This window comes from Nonomuraea glycinis (assembly GCF_035920485.1).
Taxonomy (GTDB): Bacteria; Actinomycetota; Actinomycetes; order Streptosporangiales; family Streptosporangiaceae; genus Nonomuraea; species Nonomuraea glycinis.
In genome coordinates this window covers 5,168,030-5,193,566 of sequence record NZ_CP109166.1, presented here as the reverse complement: position 1 = coordinate 5,193,566, position 25,537 = coordinate 5,168,030, and the positions used below count along the sequence as shown (strand labels likewise).

The window sequence follows — 25,537 nt, the reverse complement described above, 5'->3', positions numbered from 1 at the left end:
ACATCGTCCTCTGTCAATAAAACGTACAATTCCGCTGTGAAAGACTCCGAGGCAGCGGACGTGCTCAGCCTGCGGCGCCACAATCTCTCCCTTGTTCTGCACCACCTGCGCGATCACGGGCAGAGCTCCAGGATCGAGGTGTCCGGGGACACCGGGCTGGGCGCCGGCGCGGTCACCAGCCTGGTCGGCGAGCTGATCGGCTACGGGCTGGCCGAGGAGGTGGGGCTGCGCGGCACCGGCTCGGCCGGGCGGCCCCGGCGGCTGCTGACGCTCGGGCACAACTCGGTGGCGGCCGTCGGCGTCCGGCTCGATCCGACGTTCATCTCGGTGCGGGTCACCGATCTGGCCGAGCGCGAGCGCTATCAGGAGCAGGCGCCGCACGGGCTGACCGCGCCGACGGTGGACGAGGCGGCCAAGGCGCTGGCCGAGCGGGTCACGCTGGCGGTGGGCGACTGGCACGCGCGGACCGTGTCGGTCGTGGTGGCCGTGCCCGGGTGGACGGACCGGGGCATCGTGACCAGCGTGCCGTTCGGGTGGCGGCTCGCGCCGCTGCTGGCGGCCCTGCACGAGCACCTCCCCGGGATCGGGCCGGTCGCCCTGGTCAACGACGGCAACCTGGAGACCTGGGCCGAGTACCAGTCGCTGCGCCTGACCGGGGTGCGCGACCTGATCTACCTGGCGGGCGGGCTCGGCGCCGGCGGCGGGGTCGTGGTGGACGGCCGCCTGGTGTACGGGGCGCACGGGGCGGCGGGCGAGCTCGGTCACCTGGAGGTCGAGCCGGGCGGGCTCCCCTGCCCCTGCGGCCGGCGCGGCTGCCTGGAGCGTTACGTGTCGCTGCAGGCGCTGCTGGAGCGCACCGGCATCGGCGAGCACGAGCGGGGCGTGGAGGAGATCGCCGAGCGGGCCGAGCGGGGAGACCCCGCCACCCTGCGGGCGCTGAGGGAGGCCGCCGAGCGGATCCACTCGGTCGTCATGAACGCTCGCATGCTGCTGAACCCGCAGGTGGTCGTCCTCGGCGGGCACTTCGGCAGGCTGGTGAAGTGGCTCGGGCCGGTGATCGCGCAGGACACGCTGCGGGTCTCGCCGCCGTTCGAGGTGCGCGCCGCGGGCCATGGACGCGACGCCGCGCTGCACGGCGCCACCTGTTTCGCGGCGGCGGCCATCCTGGACGACCCGCTGCTGGTCACCCGGCCCACATGAATGCGCCCTACTTGAGCGCCCCCATGGTCAGGCCCGACTGGATCTGCCGCTGGAAGATCGTGTAGACGACCAGCATCGGCAGGATGGCCAGCGTCAGCGCGGCGAACAGGGCGGCCCAGTCGGAGTCGTACCCGGCGGCCGTGGAGATGTCCGCGATGCCCTGCGTGAGCACCCACTTGTCCCGCTCTTGCAGCAGCACCAGCGGGAGCTGGTACTGGTTCCACTGGCCCAGGATGTTGAAGATGGTGATGCTCACCAGGCCCGGCCTGGCCATCGGCAGCATGATCTGGAAGAAGACGCGGGTGTGCGACGCGCCGTCCACCATGGCCGCCTCCCCCACCGCCGTGGGCAGCGTACGGAAGAACGCCGCCAGGAAGAACACCGTGAACGGCATCGAGTAGGCGATGTAGACCAGCACCAGGCCCGCGTGCGTGTTGAGCCCGATGAACGGCCCGACCAGCGGCACGTTGCCCATGTTCTGCACCACGAAGAACAGCGGCGTCAGCGCCAGATAGACCGGGAAGGCCAGGCCGGAGACGAACAGCAGGTAGACGGCTCGGTTGCCGCGGAAGGAGTAGCGGGCCAGCACGTAGGCGGCCATCGCGCCGCACAGCATGGTGCCGAACGTGCTGAAGGTCACCACCACGACACTGTTGAGCATGTACTGGCCGATGTGCGCCTGCTCCCAGGCCCGCGCGAAGTTGTCCCACCGCAGGGTGGCGGGCAGCGACCAGGCGTTGCCGAAGATCTCGTCCTCGCTCTTGACCGAGGCCAGGAACGTCCACAGGATCGGCACCAGCGTCAGCACGGTCCACAGCAGCAGCGCCAGGTGCGACAGCATCGCCATCGGCCCCAGCCGCCGCCGGGTCTCCTGCCGGGCCAGCTTGCGGGAGTTCGCGACCGTCCACGAGGTCATCTCTAGTACTCGATTCTTTCGCGACGCGACAGGCGCAGCGACAGGATGGCGAAGCCGATGGTGAAGAAGAACATCACGACGCCCAGCGCCGAGGCGTAGCCGAAGCGGAAGTGCTGGAAGGCGTTGCGGTAGATCTCGGTGGCCATGACCGTGGTGGAGAAGTCCGGGCCGCCGTGCTGGTCCGTCATCACCCACACGATCGCGAACACGTCCATCGCCAGGATGCCGAGGTAGACCCAGGCCACCTGCACGGTGTCCCAGAGCAGCGGCAGCGTGATCCGGAAGAACAGGCTGACCCGCCCGGCCCCGTCGATCTGCGCCGCCTCGAACATGTCCCGCGGGATGGAGGCGAGCCCGGCCGAGAAGAGCACCACGTAGAAGCCGACCGCCTGCCACACCATGACGCCGAGCACCGACCAGAACGCGACGTCCGGATCGGACAGGAAGCCCACCGGCCCCGCCCCGAGCGCCATCAGCGGCCCGTTCAGCATGCCGCTGCCGTCGGGCCGGAACACCTGCTGGAACAGCACCGCGACCACGGTCACGGCCAGCACCTGCGGGAAGAAGAACAGCACCCGGTAGAACTTCGACCCGGCGACCCCGCCCACGCCCCGCCCTTCGCTGCCCACGTTGAGCAGGAACGCGAAGAACAGGGCGATGACGATCGTCACCAGCGGCAGCAGCACGAGGAGCGCCGCGTTGTGCGTGACCGCCTTCCAGAAGACCCCGTCGGAGAAGAGCCTGACGAAGTTGTCCAGCCCGATGAAGTTCGGGGTGGCGGTCACGCCTCGCCAGTCGGTCATCGCGATGTAGAACGCCTGGGCGTACGGCGAGATGACGTAGACCAGGTAGAGCGTCACCGGGGCCGCCAGGAACGCGGTGATGAACAGGCCCCGGCGATAGGTGTTGAACATCAGCGCCTGTATTTCTTGATCGAGGAGTCGTTCTTGATCTCATCCGCCTTCTTCTGCAGGCGCTGCACGTACTCCTCGGGCGTGACTCCGCCGCTCATGAGCTGGCCGGTGGCGGCGACGGCCTCGTCGTGGAGCTGGGCGTACCAGGTGCGCCAGCGGTAGTAGACGGTGTTGGCGCCGGCGGCGGCGATCGCCGCCGTGGCGCTCTTCGCGCCGGGCGACAGCTCCCGCCCCTCCCCCGCGCCCTTGACCACCGACACGGTACGGACCAGCTCGCTGAAGTCGCCGGCCGCCTTCTTCGACAGCATGGCCCGCAGGTACTCCATGCCGCCCTGCGGGTTGGCGCCCTTCGACGGGACGATGAACGACTCGCCCGGCTGGGTGTGCAGGGTGCCGTGCGGCATCTTGTCGGAGGCGGTGAAGTCGGGGATGGGGAACATGCCGTACTCGAAGTCGTCGGGGGTGGTGGTCTTCTGCTCGTTCTCCAGCCACGACCCGGACGGCAGCATGGCCACCTGGTATTTGTTCTGCGCCGTCTGGGTCTGGACGTGGTCCAGGCCGGCGGTGCCCTCCATCAGATACTTGGCGCCGACCTCGGCCCAGGCGGTGGCGGCCGTCTTCATCGGCTCGCTGGACCAGGCGCCGTCCTCGAGGTTGTCGATGTTGACCAGGACCTCGTTGCCGCCGATCTTCGCGGCCATGGTGAGCAGCGGCTCGTAGAGATATTGCGGGTGCTTGCCGGCGTAGGTGAACGGCGCCATCTTGCCCGACTTCTTGATCGTCTCGCACAGCTTGAGGAACTCGTCCCAGGTCGTCGGCGCCGTCCAGCCGTTGTCCCGGAAGGCCTTCTGGGAGTACCAGATGCCGTGGATGTAGTTGACGTAGCCCAGCACGCTGAACTTGCCGTCGTAGGTGCCGAACTCGACCACCGCCGGGTCGAGGATGTCCCTGACCTTGACGGCGGGGTCGTCCCAGCTCGGCGCGTCCAGCATCGGGGTGAGGTCCTGCAACTGGCCGTCCTGGGCCAGCGCGCCCATGTCCATGGCGTTGGCGCCGGAGTTGTCGATGACGTCCGGCGGGTTGCCGCCGGCGAACCTCGGCTGCAGGACCTTGGTGATCTCCTTGGTGGCGTTGTGCTTGATCGCCGCGTCCGGATACTTCGTCTTGAACAGCGGCTGGTGGATGTCGGTGGCGTAGGCGTCGCCGAAACCGCCGTCGAAGATCCACACCTCCAGCGGCTTCTTGGCGTCCACGCCGAACGGGTTGGCGGCGCTGGTCGCGAGCGGGGCCGCCGACGAGGCGGGGGCCTGGCTCTGCGGGGTGGCGCACGCGGCGAGCGCGCCCGCCACGGGGGCGATGGCGGCGGCACGCAGGAGCGCGCGCCGGGTGATGCTGTGGGGGGTGTTGGTCATGTGAACTACTCCTGACTGGTCAAGCTCCACGTCTGATGCGTCCCGCGTAACGGCTCTCTAAGGCCTTGTTGTGCTCGTCGCCGCCGGTAACGTTTACCGACAGGTAGACCGGAGGCGTCTCACCCAGCTCCACCAGCAGGTCCACGGCCTCGGTGACGACCATCTGGGCCAGCAGCGCCGAGGTGATCGTGGAGACCGCGCCGTAGCTGCCGCCGCCGGGCAACTCCATGAGGGCGTCGCCGTACGGCGCGCCGTTGTCCAGCACGATGTCGGCCAGGTCCAGCAGCTTGCCGCCCGACGGGTGCCGGGAGGTCATCTGGATGCTGTGCTTGACCGAAGTGATCGCGATCAACTGGTGGCCGCGCTCCTTGACGATCGAGGCCAGCTCGACCACCGTGCCGTTCACGCCCGAGCTGGAAACCAGCACGAACACGTCCTGCGGCGCGACCGGCGCCAGCTCGTAGATCCGGTGTGCGACCGCCGGATCGCGTTCGAGCTCGGGGGTGAGCACACTGGCCGGTTCGCCGCCGTACAGGACCAGGTCTTTGGGCGTGAGCCGGTTGCTCGGCACCAGGCCGCCCGCCCGGCCCGCGATCTCCATGGCGATGGCCTCGGAGTGCCCCGACCCGAACGCGTTGACCACGCCGCCCGCCCGCAGCGACGCCACGACGGCCGCCGCCGCGCGCCGCACCGGCTCCTCCTGCGTCCCGGCGACCTGACGGGCCAGCTCCAGGGCCATGGATGCGTACGTCATCTAGCCTCTCTCCACGCGGTGGCTCTCCACTGCGCTGATCGTGAGCTCGAACGCCTGGTTGGTGCGCTCGTAGGTGCGCTGGGCGACCGCCACGTAGACGGCGTCGAGCACGAACAGCTGCGAGTGGACCGCGGCCAGCCCGCCGAGCCGGAACGTGGTCTCCCTGCTGGCCGTCGTCAGCACCAGGTCGGCGAGCTCAGCCAGCGGGGAGCGGGCGAAGGAGGTGACGGCGACCGTCCTGGCGCCGTGGCTGCCGGCCTCGGCCAGCGCCTCCATGACCTCGCGGGTGCGGCCGCGGTGGCTGATGCCGATCGCGATGTCCTCGGCGGTCATCAGGGCCGCCTCCGACAGGGCGACGTGCGCGTCGCCCGCGCTCCAACACGGGATGCCGATGCGCCGCAGCCGGCCCTCCAGCATGGTCGCGACGTTGCCGCTGGTGGAGACGCCGACCAGGAGCACCCTGCGGGCGGCGATGATGTCGTCGGCGACCTTGGCCACCACGCCCGGGTCGAGCAGGGCGGCGGTGTCCTGAATGAGCCGGGTGTCGGCGGCGGCCATCACCTCGATGGCCGCGTCGATCGGGTCGTCGGGGCCGATCTCGTGCCCCACGCCGGCGCCCCAGCCCGCCTGGGCGGCTCTGCCGGTCTCGGTGGCCAGCGCCACCCGCAGCTCGGCGTAGCCGGTGAAGCCGAAGGAGCGGCAGAACCGCGTCACGGTCGCGGGCGAGCTGCCCGCGCGCTCGGCCAGGGTGATGATGGTCGACCTGGCGGCCTCCGCCGGATCCGCGAGGATGACCTCGCCGACCCGGCGCAACGCCTCGGGCAGGCCGGACAGCTCGGTGGCGATGCGTCCCAGTGCTCCTGAAGTCACGAATATTCCTTCCGGATATCGCGTCTTCTGGCGAAAATTATTCTTGCAAAGCGGTCATGTCAAGACCCACAATCTGATCGTGACGTATTCGCTCGTAGTCGGAGTCGACGCCGGCGCCACCTCCACCCGGGTCGCGGTGCACACCCTCGACGGCACCCGCGTCGGCTACGCCACCGGGGCTGCCGGCAACCCCAGCGCGCACGGCCTGGCCAAGGCGGTGACCGCCATCGGCGACACCCTGCGCGAGGCGCTGACCGGCCAGGACGGCTCCCGTGTGGTGGCGTCCCTGGCCGGGGTCGCCGGGCACGTCCAGTCGATGGCGCCCGCGCTGGGCAAGGTCTGGGCCGACCTGCGCATCCCGACCGGCCCCCGGCTCACGGGTGACGTGACGATCGCGTACGTGGCGGGCACGCCCGAGCCGGACGGCTCGCTGCTGCTGTCGGGCACGGGCGCGGTGGCGGCCCGGATCGCCGGTTACGAGATGGTGGCCATCGCCGACGGGCTCGGCTGGCTGCTCGGCGACGAGGGCTCCGGCTTCTGGATCGGCCGCGCCGCCGCCAAGGCCGTCGCCGCGTCCCTCGACCGCGGCTCCTTCGCCGGCCTGCTCACCGAGCTGGTGCTGGAGCACTTCCTCGGCGCCGAGCGCCGCTCCGCGCCGCGCGACACCGCCGATCGTCTCGTACGGCTCGCGCAGGCGGACCACATGCGGCTGGCCGCGCTGTCGACCCTGGTGAGCCGGGCCGCCTCGGCGGGCGACCCGATGGCCCTCGGGATCGCCCGCGAGGCGGCCGATCACCTGGTCGCCACGGTCAGGCGGGTGCACGTCTCCGGTCCGGTGGTGCTCGCGGGGAGCGTGCTGACGAACGAAGGTCCGGTACGGCAGGGCGTCCAGGAGTCGCTGGCCGACCAGGAGGTGGCGACGGCGCGGGACATCGCGGGGGCGGCGGCCTGGCTGGCCACCCGCGACCTGCTGCCGGAGGAGGAGCGGAAGGCCGCGCACGCCCGTTTCACCCCTTGATCGCCCCCGCTGTCATGCCCGTGCCCACGCGGCGCTGCAGGAAGAGGAAGAGCAGCAGCGCCGGGAGCGCGAAGAGGCTGGCGGCGGCCATGGTCGCGCCCCAGTCGGTGCCGAAGACGTCGCGGAAGGACGACAGCCAGACGGGCAGCGTCCGTTTGTCGTGGTCCTTGATGATCAGCACGTTGACGAAGGCGAACTCGTTCCAGGCGGTGATGAACCCGAACAGCGACGTCGCCATCAACCCGGGCGCGAGCAGCGGGAAGACCACCCTGCGGAACGCCACGAGCCGGCTGCACCCGTCGACCTGGGCCGCCTCCTCCAGCTCAGGCGGGATCGCGGCGAGGAACCCGCGCAGGGCGACGATCGTGAACGGCAGCGTGATCATGAAGTAGACCCCGGTCAGCATGGCCAGCGAGTCGAGCAACTCGGTGTCCCTGGCGATGATGAACACCGGCACCAGCAGCGCCTCCCACGGCGCCATCTGCGCGGCGAACACCATGACCACGAACGCGCCCCTCCCCCGCCACCGCATCCGGGCCACCGCGAACGCCGCCAGCAGCGCCACGACCAGCGCGAGCAGCACGGCGACCACGGTCACCAGCAGGCTGTTGCGCCAGAAGGTCCAGAACCCGGGCGCGCTCACGGCGGTCGCGAAATGCTCCAGCGTGGGGGCCGCAGGCCAGAACGTCGGGGTCTCCGACTGGATGTCCCGGGTCGGCTTGAACGCCGTCAGGAACATCCAATAGACCGGGAAGATCGTCACCAGCAGTACGGCCAGCGCCGCGGCGTTGAGCGTGAGCCTTCTCATGAGCGGACCATCCGTCGCAGGTTGCTGATCAGGGCCACGGCGAGGATGCCGACCGTGAGCAGGGCGACCGCCGAGCCCAGGTCGTAGCGGTGCAGCACCCGGGCCACCTTGAACGCGTAGATCGGCAGGGTGGTGGTGGCGTCGCCGGGGCCGCCCTGGCTGAGCACCCAGATCTGCGGGAAGCACTTGGCCACCCAGATCACCTCCAGCGCGGTGATCAGCGCGAAGAGCTGCCGGAGGATCGGTACGGTGATCTTCCAGAAGACCTGCCAGCCGGTGCCGCCGTCGATCCTGGCGGACTCGTACAGCTCGGCCGGGATCGTGGTCAGACCCGCGTAGAGGGTGAGCGCGGCGAACGGCACCGACTGCCAGACGACCAGGAGGACCAGGACGGCGAAGGTCGCATTGCCGTTCGCGAACCAGGTGTAGCCGTCGAAGGAGCCGAGGCCGAGCGTGGTCAGCAGCCAGTTGACGACGCCGAGCTCCGACTGGAACAGCCACTGGAAGATCGTGGTGGCCGCGATCACCGGCGTGGCCCAGGCCAGGGCGAGCGCGCTCATCAGGGCCAGGCGCATGCCGCGCCGCAGCCGGACGAGCATCAGCGCGACGCCGGTGGCCAGCACCACGATGAGCGCCACGTTGATCGCGGTCCAGACGACCGTGCGCAGCAGCACCTGCCAGAACTCGGCGCCGCCCAGCAGCTCCTGGTAGTTCTCCAGGCCGACGAGCGCGGCGCCGCCCCTGATGAGCTCGCCCATCCGGAAGTGCTGGAGCGAGATCACGGCCGCCTTGAGCAGCGGGTAAAGGAGGAGGAAGGCCCCACCCGCCACCGTTGGCGCGATGAGCAGGTAGGGCCACAGGGAGCGGGTCCGCAACTCAGGACCCGCTGTTGAGTGTCGTGGTGATGGAGTCGGAGACCTTCTTGGCCTCGGTGGCGGGGTCGGCGCCGGTGAGCACCGCGGTCATGTACTGCTTGATGACCGAGGTGGCCTCGACGGCCGCCCAGTTGGGGGTGTTCGGGGTGGCCCGGCCGACGGCGGCGCCGGCCGCCATCGCGGCGGTGCCCTCGTCCCCGGACAGCACCGAGGCCAGCGACGTGCGGTTGGGCACGAAGCTCATGGCCTTGGCCAGCTCGGTCTGGAACTGCTCGCCGGCCAGCTCCTTGATCACTTCGTAGGCCTCGTCCTGGTGCTGGGCGGCGGCCGGGACGATGAGGTCGGAGCCGCCGGTGAAGACGGCGCCTGGCTTGTCGGCGGTCTTGCCGGGGATCGGGAAGACGCCCAGCTTGCCCTTGAGCTCCGGCTCGACCTCCAGGACGCGGGCGGCGATGCCGGGGACGGCGATGATCTGCGCCGTCTTGCCCTGGGCGAACACCTCATGCTGGGGCGGGTTGGCCTCGTCGGCCTCCTTGGGGCCCTTGCCGAGAGCCTGGAGGCGCTTGTAGAAGTCCATTCCGGCCAGCGCCTGGGGCGTGTCCAGTGCGCCTCGCCACGTGTCACCTTCTTGTACGGCAAGGTCGCCGCCCTCGTCCCAGACGAACCCGGCGAGCGCGTACCAGGTCTGGCCGGGGAGGTAGATGCCCTGGTTACCGCCCTTGTTCAGCTTTTCCGTGATATTTAGCCATTCGTCCCTTGTTTTGGGTGCGGCGTCGATGCCGGCCTTGGTGAACAGGTCCTTGTTGTAGACGACGACCCGGTTGGCCGCGTACCACGGGACGCCGTACTGCTTGCCGTCGATGTTGCCCGGCTGGGCCAGGCCGGGCAGCCAGTCCTCGCCCTTGAGGTCGGCGACCTTGGCGGTGAGGTCGGTGACGCCGCCGCTGGCCGCGTACTGCGCCACCTGGGTGTTGCCCACCTCGATCACGTCGGGGGCGTCGGTGCTGGCCAGCGCGGCGGTCACCCGCTCGCCGATGCCGTCCCACGCCTGGATCTGCAGGTCGAGGTCTGTTTTCGGATGGGCGGTCTCGTAGCGGGTCTCGAACGTCTTCAGCAGGTCCTGCGTGACGCTGCCGTCCATGATCCAGACGGCCAGCTTGACCGGGCCGCTGCTCGCCGGGGCGCCTGTGCTCGCGCCCGAGCCGCACGCCGCCGTGGCCAGGGCCAGTGCCGCCACCGCGGCGGTGAGTCGGTGCTTCATGGTGCCTTCTCGCTACGGGTTGGGGACGGTGTCACGGAAGGCGGTGCCCTCGGCGCGGAGGTCGTTGACCCGGGTCAGCACGCCGGGGGGCGAGACGACCTCGTTCTTGGCGTGGTAGACCCAGTCGACCTGCTGGCGGTAGGTGCGGGTGCCGGTGGCGGCCTGGAGGTCGATGAACCACTGGTTGAACATGATCCACTGGGGGGTCTCGGGGTAGTAGATGCCGCTGTGGTCGGCGAACAGCCGGCCGTCGACGTAGTACTTGATGTGGCCGCCGGACACCTGGATCACCAGGTCATGCCAGCCGGCGAAGCTGGCGCGCTCGTCGGTGTGGGTGTTCACCGCCTGCCACGGCTCGGCCTGGTAGGTCTCCCAGCTCGTGGTGTAGAGGATGTTGGACGGCTCGCCCCAGCCGCCGTTCGGCAGATACTCGAAGTCGAGCTCGCCGTAGTCAGGGTCCAGGTTGAAGCGGAGCGGGGTGATGGTGAAGAACGTCTGTACGACGTGCTCGCCGTCGGGGCCGCTGGTCGGGGCGTCGGCGAAGCGCACGCGGGCGCCGTACGTACCCTCGAAGAACTTGCGGTTGGCGGTGGAGAGCTCGGTGTGGACGGTGCCCGAGTTGGTGCCGTTCGTCGAGGAGTCCAAGGTGAGCAGGCCGCTGGGGAAGGTGATCGCCGACGGGGACCAGGTGGCGCCTGGCACGCCGGGGCCGCCCGAGCTGCCGCGCACGGTCCAGCCGCGCTGCGCCAGCCTGGGGTCGCTGGAGTTCGTGTACGTGAAATCGTCGAACAGGACGCCGCCAGGGCCGGGTGGGTCGGTCGGGTCGGGGTCCGGGTCGGGGTCGCTGCCTGATGGGTCGCCCCAGGCCAGCTCGCCGTTCACGTAGACGGTGATCTTGTTCCAGTTGGCGTAGGAGGTCTGGGGGCCGTAGGAGGGGTCGTCGCTCTGGGTGAAGCTCTGCCAGTCGGCTCGATAGAAGCGCAGTTGGAGGTCTCGGGTGGTGGCGCCGGGGGCCAGTTGACCTGCGGTGAAGCCGATCTCTAGGTACTGGGCGTCGGCTGATTGGGGGACGAAGTGGCCCGTGACCGTTGAGCAGGAGATCACTGCCCAGGAGCAGGCGAAGCGGTAGGTCTCGGTGCCTTTGAGGTAGTAGCGGATCTTGACCTGGTTGAGGGGGATGGTGGTGGTGCCGTCGTTGAAGAGCTGGAGCCAGGGCTCGGCTTGGGCGGTGGTGGCGCCGGGGGCGCTGGTTCGGTACTGGAGGCGGATGGCCTGGGCGGCGTTGGCGGGGTTGGCGATGGTCAGGGTGGCGATCAGAGCCAGGGGGGTGGCTAAGGACAGCAGGATTTTTCGGAAATTTCGCGACATGGGTGGGGTTCTCCTTGGTTGAACGGCCCCCGAATGTGCGGCATGCCAAACAGAGCTGTCGTGCGGCTTGGTGCGGCTCTCGTACGTCGTCGTGCGTCGTCGTGCGCTTCGTGCGCTTCGTGCGCTTCGTGCGCCGGAGTGGTGGTCGGGCTGGCGTGGCCGGGGGCGGGGTCAGGCGCCTCGGCGGATGCGGCCCTCGTACAGGGCTTCGAGCTTGAGGTTGTGCGCGTCGCCCTCCGGCACGTTGGCCGAGAGGTAGATCGGGGGGACCTGTCCGGCTTTGAGGAGGTTGCTCACGGTCTGGGCCACGACGAGTTGGGCGAGGAGGGCTGAGGTGATGGTGGAGACGGCACCTGTCGCGCCTCCGCCTGGCAGGGGGAGCACGGCGTCGCCGTACGGGGCGCGGTTGTCGAGGATGACGTCGGCCAGGTCGGTGAGTTTGCGGCCCGAGGGGTGGCGGGAGGGGACCGCGTCGCTGTGCGCGTGCGAGGTGATGGCGATCAGGGGGTGGCCGCGCTCCTTGACCAGGGTGGCGAGCTCGACCACGACGCCGTTCACGCCGGAGTTGGAGATGATCACGAAGAGGTCGTGGTCGTGGACGGGGGCGTGGTCCAGGATGGTGTGGGCCACGGCCGGGTCGCGTTCGAGGTCGTAGCGGTCCAGCTCGGATCTGGGGGCGCCGCCGTACAGGACGATGTCCCTGAGCGCGAGCCGGTTCGTCGGGACGAGGCCGCCGGCGCGGCCGGCGATCTCCATGGCGACGGCCTCGGAGTGGCCGGAGCCGAACGCCTGGATGACGCCGCCCTTGGTCAGCGCCTGGGTGAAGAGGTCGGCGGCCTGGTGGATGGCCGGGTCTTTCGGGATCTCCTGGACGAGGTGGGCGATGTGCTCGGCGAATGCGTCCGGATTTATCGTCATATATCTCCTTCTGGCAGGCGATGTCCCTGCACGGCTCTGACCGTGACATCGAACGCCTGCCTGGTCCGCTCGTACGTACGCTGCGCGACCGACACGTACACCACGTCCAGCACGAGCAGCTGCGAGTGGATCGCGGCGAACCCGTCGGCCCTGAACGTCGTCTCCCTGCTGGAGGTGGTCAGCACCAGCTCCGCCACCTCGGCCAGCGGCGACCGCGGATGCGACGTCACCGCCACCGTGATCGCACCATGGCTGCCGGCCTCGGCCAGCACCTCGATCACCTCCCGCGTCCTGCCGCTGTGCGAGATCCCGATGGCCACATCGCCCTGCCCCAGCAACGCCGCGTCGGTGAGCGCACTGTGGGCATCGGACCTGCTCCAGGTGGGCACCCGCATCCGCTGCAGCCGATACTCCATCTCACTGGCCACCGCCGCGCTGCTCGACACCCCGAACAGCAGCACCCGGCCCGCACCCGCCACGGCCTGCGCGACCTTGGCGACCACGGCCAGGTCGAGCTGATCGCCGGTCTCCTGGATCAGCCGGATGTCGTTGCCCGACACCACGCCGAGCACCTTCTCTAGGTTGTCGTCGGGGAGGATCTCCTGGCCGATGTCGGTCTGCCAGGTCTGCTGAGCGACCCGCCCGGTCTCAGTGGCCACGGCCACCCGCAACTCGGCATAGCCCGCGAAGCCGAGCGCCCGGCAGAACCTGGTGATCGTGGCCGTCGAGGTGCGGCTTCGCTCGGCGAGATCGACGATCGTCAGCCTGGCGGCCTCGCCTGGGCTGGCGAGGATCGCGTCGGCAACCTTGCGCAGGGCATCGGGCATCTCATGCCGCTCGGTCCTGATCCGGCCAAGTAGTTCCACGCGGTGATAATTATGCCTAGCTAATGCCCCCGTCAAGGGTATTGGGCAATAATTCTTAACGCCTCAATGACTGCTCGGCCCCTCCACGACTATCCGCTGAGGCACTGGCCGTATCTGCGCACCACAAGCCCGATCGAGTCCACCTTCGCCACCGTCCGGCGCCGGACCAAGGTCACCAAGGGGTCGGGTTCACGCAATGCCGGGCTCGCGATGGCCTTCAGCAGATCGGGTCGGCGCAGGCCTGCTGGCGCGCGGTCAACGCGCTCCACCTCGTCGCCCCGGTCTGCGCCGAGGCGAAGTTCCGCAAGGGCAAGCTCATCGAGCGGCCCGAAGAATCAGCGGCCGTCAAGGAGCGGTTGGCAGCCGCGGCTACTCAGCCAGCATTTCGCACTGAAGATCGATGACTGAAGAAGGTGCCTCGCTAAAGCCGATGAGAAGGCGATCGCCAAACTGCCCGAGACTGCCTGGCAGACGACCGTACGCCAAAACGGCAAGGCACACGAGCACGCCCGGGTCGCCGAGCCGACCGGCCTGAACGAGCGGGCCGGGCAGCCATCAGCTCGCCTTCATCGACGCCGTCCACCGCGACCACGCCGAAGTCGAAGACCGCGTTCCCTGCAACAAGGAGATGGGGCTGCGCAACATGCCGTCCAAGACCTGGAACGCGAACGTCGACTGGGTGCCGGCCGCCAACCTCACCGCCGACCTCGATGCCTGGACCCGCCTGCTCGGCCTTCACGACGATACCGAACTGGCCCACGCCGAACCCCAGACCCTGCGCTACTGCCTGTCGCACCTACCAGCCCGGCTCGTCACCCCCGCCCGCCGGCGAATCGTGAAGATCAGTTCCACCTGGCCGTGGAAACATGCCTTCCTGACCTGCTGGCAGCGGCTCTGCGCCCTGCCGGCACCCACCTGACCATCGCGAACACGTCCCGCTGACCCCAGGAGGAGGAGCCCCGCTCTCATCGCGGCCCGTGGAATCGCAGCCCGCCCGAGCGATCCCGGGCAGGCTGCTATGCCACGCGTCCGCAGCGAACAGGACGACCAGGCAGCAACCTCCATCAGCCGAACTCGATCAGGAGGGACGGCCGTCCCGTGAGCCATTGAGGTCGATACCGCCCACCGCGGTCACGTCGAGGTCGACGACCGGGTGCGCACCAATACAAAAATAACCGCTACTGCTATCACGAGATTCGCCTGCAAACAGATATTTACACCTCGAAATGTAGCGATCAAAGCATATAGAGCAATGACGCTCTCTACTGCAACGGTCGCCACTCTAATATGCCGCCCACCGCGCTTGATAGCTCCGGCCATAATGGCAGGAAAAATAACACCCGCAATAGTGAAGATAGAAACAGGCGGCAGTACAACGAACTCCCACTCGACCGCAAAACCACCGACGATCAAGAGAACTTTAACAGTGAGGCCGACGAGGAAGATTACCGCCTGTATCAGCATGAACATTCTAGCTAAATGCAGACTACGAGGCAAATTCTTCATATGAAATTTCCCTCCACCCGAGCGAGTGGCAGGTGGGCTAGTCGGCCCACCTGCCACTAATTTTTACCAGTACTTTGTAGAAGCCCTAACCCATCCGCTCTGCAGCAACATGGGATCACCAGTGCCTGGCCCTCCTTTTCCGAGGGGGAACTGCACCAGAACATTCATCGCATGCCGGATGCTATCGAACCAGCATACGCCGAAGAGCCCATCGCAGTCTACGGTGAATGGCCTGACATTCCCGGGGACCGGTATCTGCTCTTTAGTTGATTTGGGCTCGCCGTCGAGCGCATAGAAAGCAGAGTCCGAAGTTTTCCCGAAGCCTCCCCCTACACCCCCCGAGTCGATCGCCACGCTTCCTACTGTCATCGAGAACTTAGCAGTTGTGGAGAACTTGATTTTCAAGTTCGCCATTAGGTTTTTATTTGCCTTCCTGAAAGCCGGTGTAGTTGTAACATGAACCCATCCTTGGAGTTCTTCGACGCGTACACTCGTCGGACCACCCAAGGCGTAATTGTGCACACCTGACCAGCGAAGCGCTCCACCGGCTTCGAGAACCATTCCGGGCAGAACGGTCTGCTTGCCGTAGGTTAGGATTGCACAGATATCCTGACCGAAGTCACAGCGCACCTGATAATCAGAGACTATATCCCCCCTCTTTGATCCACTGCACGTGGCCGTCGCCGCAGCGGCGATACTCTTTGCGACGGCCGACGCACCCGCACAGCCGTTAGAACCTGACCCGTCCAGGATCATGTCCATATCGCTGACGTCGACGTCAACAACCACGGAGACGACTCCGGCATGCCCGCATGTGCCGAACGAGTAGTCGAATGTGTCGTTCAAGGTCGTCGGCTTCGACAGTTCGTTGCCGTTTTCGTCGGTCGTAACATCGGTCCAACTTCGCTCAACGTCGGCGCGAAGCGTAGGTGTGCCGTCAGCTGCGTTATAGGCGAGTGTGTTGCTAAGGGAGACTGCGGTACCGGTTCGAATCGTATTACTGTTACTCAGACCCTCCTTCTCTGCGATGAGCACAGCGTTAGTGAGAGACAGCTTGGCGGTCGCAGGGTTTCGTGGATCTAGAGCAGAATTGGCCTTGGCTCTTGCCCCACCGATGGTGCTGGACCAAACGTCAGGATAGCTACCTTCGATGACTCCGCTTTGACGCAGGTAGTACTCTTTTACCGTCACCTTGAGTTGCTCAGGGCCGACCGGCGGACAGTCGCCTGCTACAGGTACAATAACTGCTTCCGGCGTCAGTGAAATGGATTCCCATTCACTACGACCAAAACGCGTCCTAGCAGCTACTTTTATCGTATACATCTCTCCGTTCGTTAGACCATTTATCGTTACGGAGGGATTTTCGGTGTGGATGGATTTTACCGTATCGCCAGCTGACGAAACCGCCTCTACATCGTACCCCTCCAGCAATGAGAGAGAGCCAGTGCTGGCCGGCAGAGCCCAAGAAGCGATAACGCCACCGTCACCGGATCGTCCCGTAAGGTCTTGTACCTTGCTGGGTGGGCCGGCCGCTCGGTATTTCAATTTCAGACTTGGCTGAGATACTCCCGCCGGGTCTCCGAATGAGATCGTCTTCGTACTGTCTGACCGTAGCAAAAGCCATGAATACTGATCGCCGACAATGTCGGCCTTCGGCTGGGAAATAGCTACGGAATACCTTGAGTCACCGTTCGTGGTTTCCACGATATCGGCGGTCGATGTTTCCCCAGTAACCACAGAGTTTAGTCGTATAATTGAGACCATCGAGTTCTCAACGCATGACGCACCAGAACAGACAGGCGTACCGAGATCGAGGATGGATTCGGTTGGAACGGCACCATCCGGCAGCTCGTCCAATTTAATCCACACGACACTGACTTGGTTGTCACCACCATTTCCGCCCACGCGTATGATCGAACTGTCTGCAAAGGTGCATGCGCTCCCGCCGCAGGCGTCTGCGGCTCCAGCGGCGTTCTTAATTACGAAGCTATCCTTGCCCAGGATAAGCTCGTGAAGATTCTCTTCGGGGTCCGGCGAAGGTGTACCCGGGACGGTGAAGGAAACGGGCGCCGTCTTGGAGGTGCAGACCTCAATGTCGGTCTCGCTGTCGGCGCTAGTGCTGATCGTCCGCGAAGATGCGGATGCGCCACCAAGGGCGGTGTTCATGTCGGTGGTGATTTCGGCGGCGGTTTGGGCGCGGTTGTAGATGCGGACGTCGTCGAGGACGCCCTTGAAGAAGTCGCCGTAGGGGGTGTCGCCGCCGAGGTGAAGGGCACCGCCGTCATCGGCGATGGCGCCGGCGGAGGGGAAATCGCCGATCAAGGAGCCGTTGCGGTAGAGCCTGGCGCCGGCACTGTTATAGGTGAGGGCGAGGTGGGCCCATGTGTTGCGTGTCAGAGGGCTCTCACCCAGCGCTCCGCCTGGTCCGTCCTCTGTGGAGAACCAGCCCATCGGGACGCCGCCCTCGCCGGACGCGTACAGAGCGTAGGACATGTCGAAGTTGGTGAAGTAGTCCTTGGCGATGACTGCCTGGTAGTCGTCGACGGTGCTGGGCTTGACCCAGGCTGACAGCGTCAAGGCGTTGGTCATCTGCAGCGACGGGGAGTCGTTGATGATCACCGAACTGTCCGAGCCGTTGAAGGACAGCCCCTTGCCGTACTTTCCGGTGACCCAGGAGGTGCCGTCGGCGCTGCCGTTGTTGGTACCGGTCGCATCGGTGACGGTCGTGCCGGTGCCCTCGTCCATGGCATAGGCGGCCACCAGGCCGGGAGGCAGCGTCGGGTCCGGATCAGGGTCGGGGTCCGGATCGGGATCGGGATCTGGGTCCGGGGTTGGGGTGGGGTCGGGATCCGGGTCCGGGTTGGGATCGGTGCCGCCGTCCTGCGGGCCGGTGGCACATGCTGTCATCTGCCACTTGTACGTGCTTCCTGGCTGCACGGTGTTGGCAGGGATCTGGAAGGACGCGCGTTCGCCACCGTTGACGGTACGGCTGCCGAGCGGCGCGGATGCGACAGGTGCGCCGGTGCTGTCGTACAGGTAGTACTTGGCGGTGACCGGGCCGCCGGAGGGGCGGTTGACCATGCCCGAGAGGATGGGCTGGGTCGGGTCGGCCATGCCGGTCTCGTTGTCGGAGGGCAGCGCCGGGGCGTCGCTCGTGATGCGGTAGGCCGGGCTTTCGTTGCACGAGGGCGGCGTCACGCCGGCTCGGCAGGCCTTGACCACGAACTTGAAGCTGGCCGGGTTGTCCAGCGCGAAGACCTTGTCCAGCGCCTGGCCGGACGGGATGTTGTTGTGGGTGGTGGTGCCGGGCACGCCGACCAGGGTGCGGATCTCGTTGGCGGTCAGCGCCCGCTGGTAGATGTGAACGTCGTCCAAGGCCCCCTTGAGGTTGTCGCCGGGGGGATATTCCGAGCTGCCGATCTCGAAGGCGCCTCGGGCGTTCCAGTTGGGGGTGTGGTCGATTTCGCCGGACAGTACGCCGTCCACGTACAGGCGGAGCTTGCCCGCCGTCTTGTCGTACTGAGCGGCCAGGTGCGTCCACTCACCTACCTTGGCCAGGTTGGTGGATTGGATCACACGTTCGTTGATGGTGTCCGGGTTATCCCGGGTGATCATGGAGAACAGCCAGCGCTGGTCGTACTCGGGCGCGCTCGACGTCGTATAGGACAGGCTGAAGCCGGGCGAGTAGACGCCCATCTGCGACAGGACGTTATGGTCAGTAGTGCTGTCGTCCAGCCGTACCCAGGCGGCCGTGGTGAAGCTCTGGTTGGTGTTGATGACAGGGCCGCTGGTCTTGGCACGGCCGCCGGTGAACGTCACCGCCTGGCCGAGCTGGCCGGGCGTGCGAGTGTGGGCGCCGCTCAGGGTGGCGGCTCGGTTATTGCCGGAGGAGTCGGTGAGAGTGCCGCCTGAGGCCTCGTCAAGCTTCCAGTACGCGGCCTCCCCCGCAGGCAACTCGACGGCCGGCGCGGCCATGGTCGAGTCGTTGACCGTCACCGTGTAGTTGAGCGGTGTCGCCTCCGCCACGGCCGACTTGTACGTCACCTTGACGTTCTGGCTGCGGGCGATCGCGTCGTTGCCGTCCATGGAGTCGATGGACTCGGCGGTCACGGTGGGGATCTCCGGGGGCAGCACCCAGTCCACGCTGAGCTTGGGCGCATCGCTGGTGCCGAACATGGCGGGCCAGAATGAGTACGACTCGTCGTAGTTGGGCGGGGTCGTCTCCTCGTCCGTCAGCCTCATGACGAAACCGTGGTTCGCCGTGCCGGACGCCCACAGCCTGGTCATGTCGGTGAGGTTCCAGCTCCACACCGACCCTGGTGTCGGGGGCAGTGCGCACGGGTCGATCGACGCCCGGCCTTCCTCCGTACTCTCCGGCTGGTCTTCCCAGAAGGTGTCATCGGCCTCCCACGGCTGGGTGATCCGCTGCGCTGCGATCCCCTGGAACTCGCCGCAGTTGAAGTCGTACACCTCGTCCTTGAGCCGCAGCTGCAGGGTGGACTTGACCACCTGCTTGCCGGTGATCGGCGCCGTGTCGAACGCCATCAGCGAACGAGTGGGCCGGATCTCGTAGACGGCGGTGCCCCCCGACGAGCACCTCGAAATGCACTCCGCGTATTTGCCGACCTGCCCCGGTGACAACTGGGAGTTCGGTGCTTCGATGGAGACCTCTTGGGTCACCCCGAGCGTCGTGGTCGGATCGATCGTGACCGGATACTGGGTGGCGGGATCTGCCAGCCAGTCGGCGTCCGGCTTGAGCAGCAGGGCGGTCGCCCCGTCCTTGCCCTCCACCGTAGTCTTGATCTTGGCCTGGCGTCCCCGGCGATCAGGGCTCGGCTTCTCGGCCGCCGCGTCCCACATCAGCGGCGCGGGCGCGGAGGCCACCTCCTTGTTCTTGGCTGTTGTCAGGGAGAGCCCGCCCGCCTTGGTCTTCTTGAGTGTGACCCCCTTGGCCTGCACCGGGATGCGGAACTCCACCGGGCCGGTGGGGCGCTCGCGCAGCACGATGTCATGCCGGAAGCCGGTCGGCAGCGCCGTCACGACCAGGTCGCCCGACGGTCCCGCGACGCCCGGGTAGGTCGCCACATTGCCCTTGATCTGCGGGCGAGGCAGCTCAGTCGGCCAGGAGAGGCCGAATGTCTTCTCCCTGCCGAGGGTCATGGTCGCGAACGGGTCGGATCCGCCTGCCGACAGTCGCACGTTGGCCTTGGCCAGCTTGGGCTTCAGTACGCCGTTCTGCTCGACCAGAGAGGTGTCGATCCACGCCCAAGAACCGTCCCCCTGCCTGAGCTGCGCCGGTCCGGCATAGGACTCGGTGGCCAGATGGCCGTCCGGATATGCCCACGTACGTGATGTCTCCGTGTAGGCGGCCTGCACCGCGACCGGCTTGTTCTGCTTCTTCGCCTCTTCGACTGCGGCGCGCAGAGCCGCGTCCGGGTCCTCTGGGCGCGGGAACGTGGTCACCGCCGGGCCCTTGGCCGCGGCCTGTGCATCGGGGTCGGCCACGGCTTGCGTGATGGGAACCGCGACCAGCAACGATGCCGCCACCGTGAGCGTCGTTGCGACCGCGAGTCTCCGTCTTGGTCTCTTGCTGAAGATCGATCGGCTGCCTAACTGGTCCACAGACACCTTCCGTGAAAGTTAGTTCGAATTGTCAGCCTTGATCATTCATCGAAGATCGCGAGTGATCAACACGATCTAGATCACAATAATTTGATCTAAAAACCCGTAACACGGGCAGACGAGACACCGATCCCCGAAGGGAAGAATCTATGACAATTCGGTAATTGATATTTCCCCTTTGCACCCTTGACTCTCGTTCGAACTATTGCGTAGCCGTGCAGTCACAGTGGGCGATTGAATGGCGACGGGGCGACACCGGACTCGCACGCGGTTCATCGGGCGTGGCCGTCGAGCAGGCTCTCCCACAGCCGATGCGCTGCGGCGGCCCGCAGCCAAGGACTCTCTCTGACGCAGGCACCCTCGGCCGACTGCACGGTCCGGCGGATGTGGACCAGGCCGCCCGCCGAGCACAGCTCGTACGACGGCGTCATGCACTCACACGTATGCGCCCGAACCCTGGTCGAGCCGCCTCTGGGCACCGGTTCCGACCAAACGATCGGGACGAAACCCTCCCACAGGGGCTTCGGATGACGGCTGTGGAACTCCATCACGGCCCTACCTCCCAGGTCGCTCCTGCTGTCAGCGCCGGTACGGCCGCCGCGCGCTCGGAGGAGGAGGAGCGGCGCATCGGGCAGGGCCGGGGAACCTGCCAGTTCGGACAGCACGCCACGCCGATCGTGACGAACCGCCCACCGGACAACCACTCCCTCCACCGCACGTCCACCCCACGAGGCAGCAAGTCGAGAGCGGCCTCCAACCGCTCCTCCAGCAACACCTCCGGCAACGGCAACTCCGCACGCATCCGGCCGTACGCACCGGCCAGCCAGACCACCGCCAGCCAGACCTCCCCAAAGGTCGCCCCCGCCCGCGGCCCTTGCTCGCCCGGCCACTTGTTGTCCTGCCTCGGTGACAGCACCGACGTCACGACGTGAGGCGGCAACGGTTGCCGTACGACCTCGTTGCTCCGGTGGACTCCCATCTCGACCCACTGATACGCGTGCCAATGCATGCTCAGCCGCTCCCCGCCCGAATCGCAGCGATCAGGACGCAACTCTCCACGTCCTCCTCCTGCGGACTCCCGCCGCACGCTCCGCTGAATGACACCTCGCCGAGCTGGCTGCCGTACAGATGCATCACGCGAGCTCCTCTCCAGGCCCCGATACCGAGGCGCACCCGACGGTGGCCTCCCGAATTGGTCGACCACCGATGGTCGCAGGGGCAATGTTATTCCTACACGTGCCCACCTGTCAGCACCTGTACCTACACGGTTAGCATTCACCTAGGTCGCTTAGGGTCGGTTACATGGTGATTGACCTGCTCGGACCAGACCCGATCTACCAGCAGATCGCGGTCGTCATCCTGGAGCGGATCAAGGACGGCACCTACGAGCCCAACCGTGCCGTCCCATCGGAAGCTGAGATGTGCGAGGAGTTCGGCGTCAGCCGCAACACTGTGCGAGCGGCGATCCGCACCCTCAATGAGCAGGGCGCACTCCGGACAGTGAGAGGTCGCGGCACGTTCGTGGTCGCGCAACCTCCGCCGCGGTGACGGCATGGCGCTCTTCCGCTCAGTCCCCTATTTCGCGCATCGCTGACCCGTCCCGCGCGGCGGACCCGCGTCAGCCGATCTGTTCGGCCAGGGCGACGATGATGCCCGCGGGGCCGCGGAGGTAGCAGAGCCGGAAGATGCTCTCGTACTGCGCCACCTCGCCGAGGAGTTCGGCGCCGTGGGCGCGCAGGCGGGCGATGGTGTCGTCGAGGTCGTCGACGGCGAACATGACGCGATGCAGGCCCAGCGTGTTGGGCGGCGGGTTCGCCGGCTCGGCGGCGGACGCCGCTGGGGCGTGGTATTTGGTCAATTCCAGCTTGCTGTGGCCGTCCGGGGTCCGCATCATCGCGATCTCGCTCCGGACGCCGTCGAATCCGACGGTGCGGTCCGCCCAGACGCCTTCGATCTGCGCCCTGCCTTCCAGCTCCATACCGAGCTCGGTGAAGAACGCGACAGCCGCGTCCAGGTCGTCGACGACGATGGCGACGTTGTCCATCCGCTGAATAGTCATGTCTCCAAGTCTAAAGAGCACAGCTTGGCATTGGCGTCAACTAATCAGCCCAGGAATCTACGAATCCAACCTGTGTAACCGTTGCGGCATTTCCCCGCGCCCTGACCGAATCTGAAGCTGATTCGTAGATCTACCCGAGAGCTAATTGCCCGACCAGAACCACACTGATTCGCGGGTCTTTGACAAGGGCACGAGCTTCTGCGGAGTCCGGACTCCCACTGATGATCATTCCATACCAGGCGCCTTCAGCGGCCCTCTCCTTCAACTCGGAAAGGTCGAGTCCGAACGAGTCAAGGTGGCCTTGGTCGTCCGGCTCCAGAAGTCCTACCCAGCGCCTGAAGCCTGCGGTGAGTGACCCCCTGATGTCGGGGTTGCAGTCATCGAATCCACGAGCGTTACAGTAACCAGAATAGTCCCATGATATGGGCATGTCCCCGTCACCGCGAAGCGGTGAGAGCAGGGCGACGTCAGGAATAGGAGACCAGATCTGCCGCACCTCCTTTTCATTTATCGGCTTCTTGAAGCCGACCACCAATGTGACCCTCAAGTTTTCCTTTGGTTCCATTTTTTCGAGCAGTGCTAATGACTCCTTAGTCATCCTCGCCTGATCCGATTCGTTGTGAAGCGCCTCGATGGCCTCGGTAAGCTTCCAGGGTCTCAGGCGTGGCCGACTGACAGAACCGTCGGAGGAGAGCTGCATCTCCAGGTCCTGCCGGCCGAATACGTCCATGGACGACGCCCTCGGCCATCGCGGCTCTACTATAACGCGAACGGTTTCACCATGTTCGCGCCATACCCTCGAGAGCAGATGTTCTTCATATGCCACCCGATAATCAGGACTGGACACAGCGAGTGCATTTACCCAGACAACTGCTTTATGATCCACTCCATCAGGCGGCGAGCCTGTCGTACAGCCCGCCAACACAAGGCACGCGAGGAGGAACGCTTCCAACGGGCGTGGACGTAACATACTGATCCCATTCTCAGGTGCGATCCGATCAACCGATGGTCCATGTCTCAACAATGCGTATCGTACGAACTGCCGGCATGTTCAAAATTTCCAACAGCCAGGGTTGGGGATACCCGGAGACAAGCAATCCGTAGGCACGCCCTTCCCATGCGGCCTCTCGCAATCGGTTGACGTTCAGGCCTAGTTGAGCAAAGCCGATGCTGTCCAGCCAGGAGAGCCGGGACATCCACTGGCGATAGAGTTCCAGGCTGGACGTCCCCTCGCACACATCAGCGCGGTAGACAGCGCAAGGTCGCCAGAAAATGGGCTTCTTCATTCCCGCTTCCAGGCCGGACAAGAACAGAAATGAGGTGTCCGTCTTCGTGTGCACCAGGTCTGCGAATGTCGCGTCCAACTGCTGCTCATCCAGAGGTTCGGCCAGTTCGATCACTGCGGTGGCGAAGGTGTTTTCCACCAGATTTGTCAGCTCGTGGCGAGCTTGCGTCTTCGCACCATGATCTACACCGTGCCCACCATTGAATGACTGGAGCATGCCCGTCATTTTCGTGTCGGAGGGCAGCGATTTGCTAAGATATCTTGGAACAGTCATGCTCACCGAGCCATAGAGAAATCCCATCTCCGATCCGCTATACTCGTCGGCCATGACCTCAAGGGATGTTGAGGTCAGACTGATGCTTGCGCCTGAGCCGATCAGCCGATGCTCTGGATGTGCCATTTGAACGGCTCCGGCGTACACCTCGCGAAAACGCTCAGGTTCATCGGCGAGGAAATGGAAGATCTCAATTGATAAGATGACGTTCGCCACTATCACGGCTATGATTCTGACTTTTCTTTTTTGATCCATGGCCGACCTTTCCATCGCGTTAACTTTTCTGCTACCCCCACATGCGCGTGACTTCTACGACTTGAGCCCCTTCAACAGCTGGGCTCCTGGCCAGTTGCCGCATCCCGGTGAGATCACTCGTCACCAGCATTCCGGCGATGCGGCCGGAAGCAGCCCTCGCCTTGATCTCTTCGCCGTCCATACCCGTCTGTTCGAGCAGGCCATAGTCCTGTGCGGTAAGGCTGGATGCCCAGCGCTGAAACTGGGCGACAGCTGAAAGGCTGTCCTCGCACTTCTTCATGCCCCCGATAGTGCAGGTAGTGGTCGCTGACCAGGTGATCGGGGGCGCCTCGGCCCCGCGTGCCGACGGCGGGAAGAAGACCGTCTGTATCGCGTGCGGCCAGAACGCCGCCACTTCCGCCATCGTCATCGGGCGCTTGAACCAGACGACACCAGTGGCCCAGAACGGACCACGCACCTCGTCAAGCATGTCTTCGACAGGGGCGGTTCTGAACGCGAGCAGCCTGTAAGCCGCCGAGATCCGTGAGCTCCACAGTCTGGGCGTCTCGACCGAGCCGTCCGCAAGCAGCTTTATCGAGCTCTCGAACCGAAGGTCGTTTCCCAAGATCCCTGGCATGGGCGACAACACCAGTCGCAGCTCGCCACCCTGACTCGACACCGGCAGCTCATCCCGCCGCGAATCAAGGAAGCTCACCCCGTAGTCGGGGTTGGCCGAGGCGAAGCCGTTCACGAGAACCCGCCACACGTCCTCGGCCCGATACTTATCCATCCACATACCCGGAGAGGACATCCGATCCCCCACAGGAAACAGGATCACACCGACCGAGGTCATTGACACCGTCAGCGTCAATGCCACGACGGCCACAATCCCTAGGCGGATCCTGCTCATTTTCGCTGCCATGATATCCCAAGAGATCGGTTCGATGATTCGCTGGAGCGCGGCCGACAGTGCGGAAGAGATGACTCTACGAGAGCGACTGGGGGCCGCCTGATTCGTCCAAACCCTCCGAAGTCAATGATCTTCAAAGGGGCGCCGTCCGACTGCCGTCCCGTCAGAAAGGTGTACGGATAATGCCGGTCGTCATTCGGAGGCTCCTCGTTGCATCGGCGGACCTCGATATCGACGTCAATTCTCCGGACCTGCCGATAGCCGCCCAGGCCGTACACGTCGGGCCTTGGATCGCCGACCTCGGAGACCTTTACGTCCGCCCATGAATCGATCAGATCGTCCGGCCAACTGTGGAAGCGCTCGTAATAGCGTGGCGCCGATAGAGCACGGACCGCATCAGAGTCGCGTGCCTGGACGGCGGCAAGATATGCGCGGACCACCACGTCGCAGCGGCATCCGACTTCGGC

Annotated in this window: 23 protein-coding genes and 1 pseudogene; 5 read left to right on the top strand and 19 right to left on the bottom strand. The window is 65.9% G+C overall.

From position 1 onward, the window contains the following. Positions 1 to 36: 36 nt before the first annotated feature. Positions 37 to 1,200: an ROK family protein gene (locus OHA68_RS24500; protein ID WP_327102337.1), complete on the top strand. Its 1,164-nt coding sequence runs from the start codon at positions 37 to 39 to the stop codon at positions 1,198 to 1,200. A 7-nt stretch (positions 1,201 to 1,207) separates the two neighbouring features. Here the strand turns inward: OHA68_RS24500 and OHA68_RS24495 are convergent, their stop codons facing one another. The 5 genes from OHA68_RS24495 to OHA68_RS24475 are packed head-to-tail and all read right to left on the bottom strand — an operon-like array spanning position 1,208 to position 6,066. Continuing rightward, a complete protein-coding gene (locus OHA68_RS24495; RefSeq protein ID WP_327102336.1) occupies positions 1,208 to 2,116 on the bottom strand; it encodes a carbohydrate ABC transporter permease in 909 nt (302 codons plus the stop codon). A 2-nt stretch (positions 2,117 to 2,118) separates the two neighbouring features. After that, complete coding sequence (locus OHA68_RS24490) at positions 2,119 to 3,030, bottom strand: carbohydrate ABC transporter permease (RefSeq protein ID WP_327102335.1); 912 nt, start codon at positions 3,028 to 3,030, stop codon at positions 2,119 to 2,121. Next, the gene (gene ngcE / locus OHA68_RS24485; RefSeq protein WP_327102334.1) at positions 3,030 to 4,442 is read right to left on the bottom strand and encodes an N-acetylglucosamine/diacetylchitobiose ABC transporter substrate-binding protein; all 1,413 of its coding nucleotides are present in this window, start codon (positions 4,440 to 4,442) and stop codon (positions 3,030 to 3,032) included. The genes OHA68_RS24490 and ngcE overlap by 1 nt, the downstream gene beginning before the upstream one ends. Before the next feature lie 19 nt (positions 4,443 to 4,461). After that, the gene (locus tag OHA68_RS24480; RefSeq protein ID WP_327102333.1) at positions 4,462 to 5,196 is read right to left on the bottom strand and encodes an SIS domain-containing protein; all 735 of its coding nucleotides are present in this window, start codon (positions 5,194 to 5,196) and stop codon (positions 4,462 to 4,464) included. Beyond that, positions 5,197 to 6,066: a MurR/RpiR family transcriptional regulator gene (locus OHA68_RS24475; protein ID WP_327102332.1), complete on the bottom strand. Its 870-nt coding sequence runs from the start codon at positions 6,064 to 6,066 to the stop codon at positions 5,197 to 5,199. A gap of 79 nt (positions 6,067 to 6,145) precedes the next feature. Here OHA68_RS24475 and OHA68_RS24470 point away from each other — a divergent pair, with 79 nt between their 5' ends. Continuing rightward, positions 6,146 to 7,084, top strand: coding sequence for an N-acetylglucosamine kinase (locus OHA68_RS24470; RefSeq protein WP_327102331.1), 939 nt, complete (start codon positions 6,146 to 6,148; stop codon positions 7,082 to 7,084). Here the strand turns inward: OHA68_RS24470 and OHA68_RS24465 are convergent. The 6 genes from OHA68_RS24465 to OHA68_RS24440 all read right to left on the bottom strand — a co-directional run bounded on the left by OHA68_RS24465 (position 7,074) and on the right by OHA68_RS24440 (position 13,180). After that, positions 7,074 to 7,892 (bottom strand): carbohydrate ABC transporter permease, encoded by an 819-nt coding sequence (locus OHA68_RS24465; RefSeq protein WP_327102330.1) that lies wholly within the window; start codon positions 7,890 to 7,892, stop codon positions 7,074 to 7,076. The two genes, OHA68_RS24470 and OHA68_RS24465, sit on opposite strands and share 11 nt — an antisense overlap. Continuing rightward, the gene (locus tag OHA68_RS24460; RefSeq protein ID WP_327102329.1) at positions 7,889 to 8,767 is read right to left on the bottom strand and encodes a carbohydrate ABC transporter permease; all 879 of its coding nucleotides are present in this window, start codon (positions 8,765 to 8,767) and stop codon (positions 7,889 to 7,891) included. The genes OHA68_RS24465 and OHA68_RS24460 overlap by 4 nt, the downstream gene beginning before the upstream one ends. Position 8,768: 1 nt before the next feature. Next, a complete protein-coding gene (locus OHA68_RS24455; RefSeq protein WP_327102328.1) occupies positions 8,769 to 10,028 on the bottom strand; it encodes an extracellular solute-binding protein in 1,260 nt (419 codons plus the stop codon). Positions 10,029 to 10,040: 12 nt separating this feature from the next. Next, a complete protein-coding gene (locus OHA68_RS24450; RefSeq protein ID WP_327102327.1) occupies positions 10,041 to 11,396 on the bottom strand; it encodes a cellulose binding domain-containing protein in 1,356 nt (451 codons plus the stop codon). Positions 11,397 to 11,567: 171 nt separating this feature from the next. Continuing rightward, the gene (locus tag OHA68_RS24445) at positions 11,568 to 12,314 is read right to left on the bottom strand and encodes an SIS domain-containing protein (protein WP_327102326.1); all 747 of its coding nucleotides are present in this window, start codon (positions 12,312 to 12,314) and stop codon (positions 11,568 to 11,570) included. Further along, entirely contained in the window at positions 12,311 to 13,180 is an 870-nt protein-coding gene (locus OHA68_RS24440; RefSeq protein ID WP_327102325.1) for a MurR/RpiR family transcriptional regulator, read from the bottom strand. Before OHA68_RS24440 ends, OHA68_RS24445 begins: the two co-directional genes overlap by 4 nt. A gap of 84 nt (positions 13,181 to 13,264) precedes the next feature. Between OHA68_RS24440 and OHA68_RS24435 the strand changes: the two are divergent. Beyond that, positions 13,265 to 13,584: pseudogene (locus OHA68_RS24435) on the top strand (hypothetical protein); the annotation flags it as partial. A 164-nt stretch (positions 13,585 to 13,748) separates the two neighbouring features. After that, complete coding sequence (locus tag OHA68_RS24430) at positions 13,749 to 14,099, top strand: transposase (protein WP_327109553.1); 351 nt, start codon at positions 13,749 to 13,751, stop codon at positions 14,097 to 14,099. 212 nt (positions 14,100 to 14,311) lie between these two features. Here the strand turns inward: OHA68_RS24430 and OHA68_RS24425 are convergent, their stop codons facing one another. The 4 genes from OHA68_RS24425 to OHA68_RS24410 form a co-directional block, all read right to left on the bottom strand. Next, on the bottom strand, positions 14,312 to 14,686 hold the full coding sequence (locus OHA68_RS24425) for a hypothetical protein (protein WP_327102324.1): 375 nt from the start codon (positions 14,684 to 14,686) through the stop codon (positions 14,312 to 14,314). A gap of 63 nt (positions 14,687 to 14,749) precedes the next feature. Beyond that, entirely contained in the window at positions 14,750 to 20,149 is a 5,400-nt protein-coding gene (locus tag OHA68_RS24420; protein ID WP_327102323.1) for a LamG-like jellyroll fold domain-containing protein, read from the bottom strand. 431 nt (positions 20,150 to 20,580) lie between these two features. After that, the gene (locus OHA68_RS24415) at positions 20,581 to 20,739 is read right to left on the bottom strand and encodes a hypothetical protein (protein ID WP_327102322.1); all 159 of its coding nucleotides are present in this window, start codon (positions 20,737 to 20,739) and stop codon (positions 20,581 to 20,583) included. Between the two features lie 116 nt (positions 20,740 to 20,855). Continuing rightward, positions 20,856 to 21,317 (bottom strand): hypothetical protein, encoded by a 462-nt coding sequence (locus OHA68_RS24410; protein ID WP_327102321.1) that lies wholly within the window; start codon positions 21,315 to 21,317, stop codon positions 20,856 to 20,858. 293 nt (positions 21,318 to 21,610) lie between these two features. On the opposite strand from OHA68_RS24410, the gene OHA68_RS24405 reads away from it, so the two are divergent. Then, positions 21,611 to 21,856 carry a GntR family transcriptional regulator gene (locus OHA68_RS24405; RefSeq protein WP_327102320.1) on the top strand — a complete coding sequence of 82 codons (246 nt, stop codon included), beginning with the start codon at positions 21,611 to 21,613 and terminating at the stop codon, positions 21,854 to 21,856. Positions 21,857 to 21,926: 70 nt separating this feature from the next. On the opposite strand, the gene OHA68_RS24400 is transcribed toward OHA68_RS24405, so the two are convergent. From OHA68_RS24400 to OHA68_RS24385, 4 genes are all read right to left on the bottom strand, one after another. Continuing rightward, positions 21,927 to 22,352, bottom strand: coding sequence for a VOC family protein (locus OHA68_RS24400; RefSeq protein WP_327109552.1), 426 nt, complete (start codon positions 22,350 to 22,352; stop codon positions 21,927 to 21,929). 145 nt (positions 22,353 to 22,497) lie between these two features. Then, positions 22,498 to 23,097 carry a hypothetical protein gene (locus OHA68_RS24395; protein ID WP_327102319.1) on the bottom strand — a complete coding sequence of 200 codons (600 nt, stop codon included), beginning with the start codon at positions 23,095 to 23,097 and terminating at the stop codon, positions 22,498 to 22,500. A 268-nt stretch (positions 23,098 to 23,365) separates the two neighbouring features. Beyond that, positions 23,366 to 24,196, bottom strand: coding sequence for a hypothetical protein (locus OHA68_RS24390; protein ID WP_327102318.1), 831 nt, complete (start codon positions 24,194 to 24,196; stop codon positions 23,366 to 23,368). A 16-nt stretch (positions 24,197 to 24,212) separates the two neighbouring features. Next, positions 24,213 to 25,070 carry a hypothetical protein gene (locus tag OHA68_RS24385; protein WP_327102317.1) on the bottom strand — a complete coding sequence of 286 codons (858 nt, stop codon included), beginning with the start codon at positions 25,068 to 25,070 and terminating at the stop codon, positions 24,213 to 24,215. Between the last annotated feature and the right edge of the window lie 467 nt (positions 25,071 to 25,537).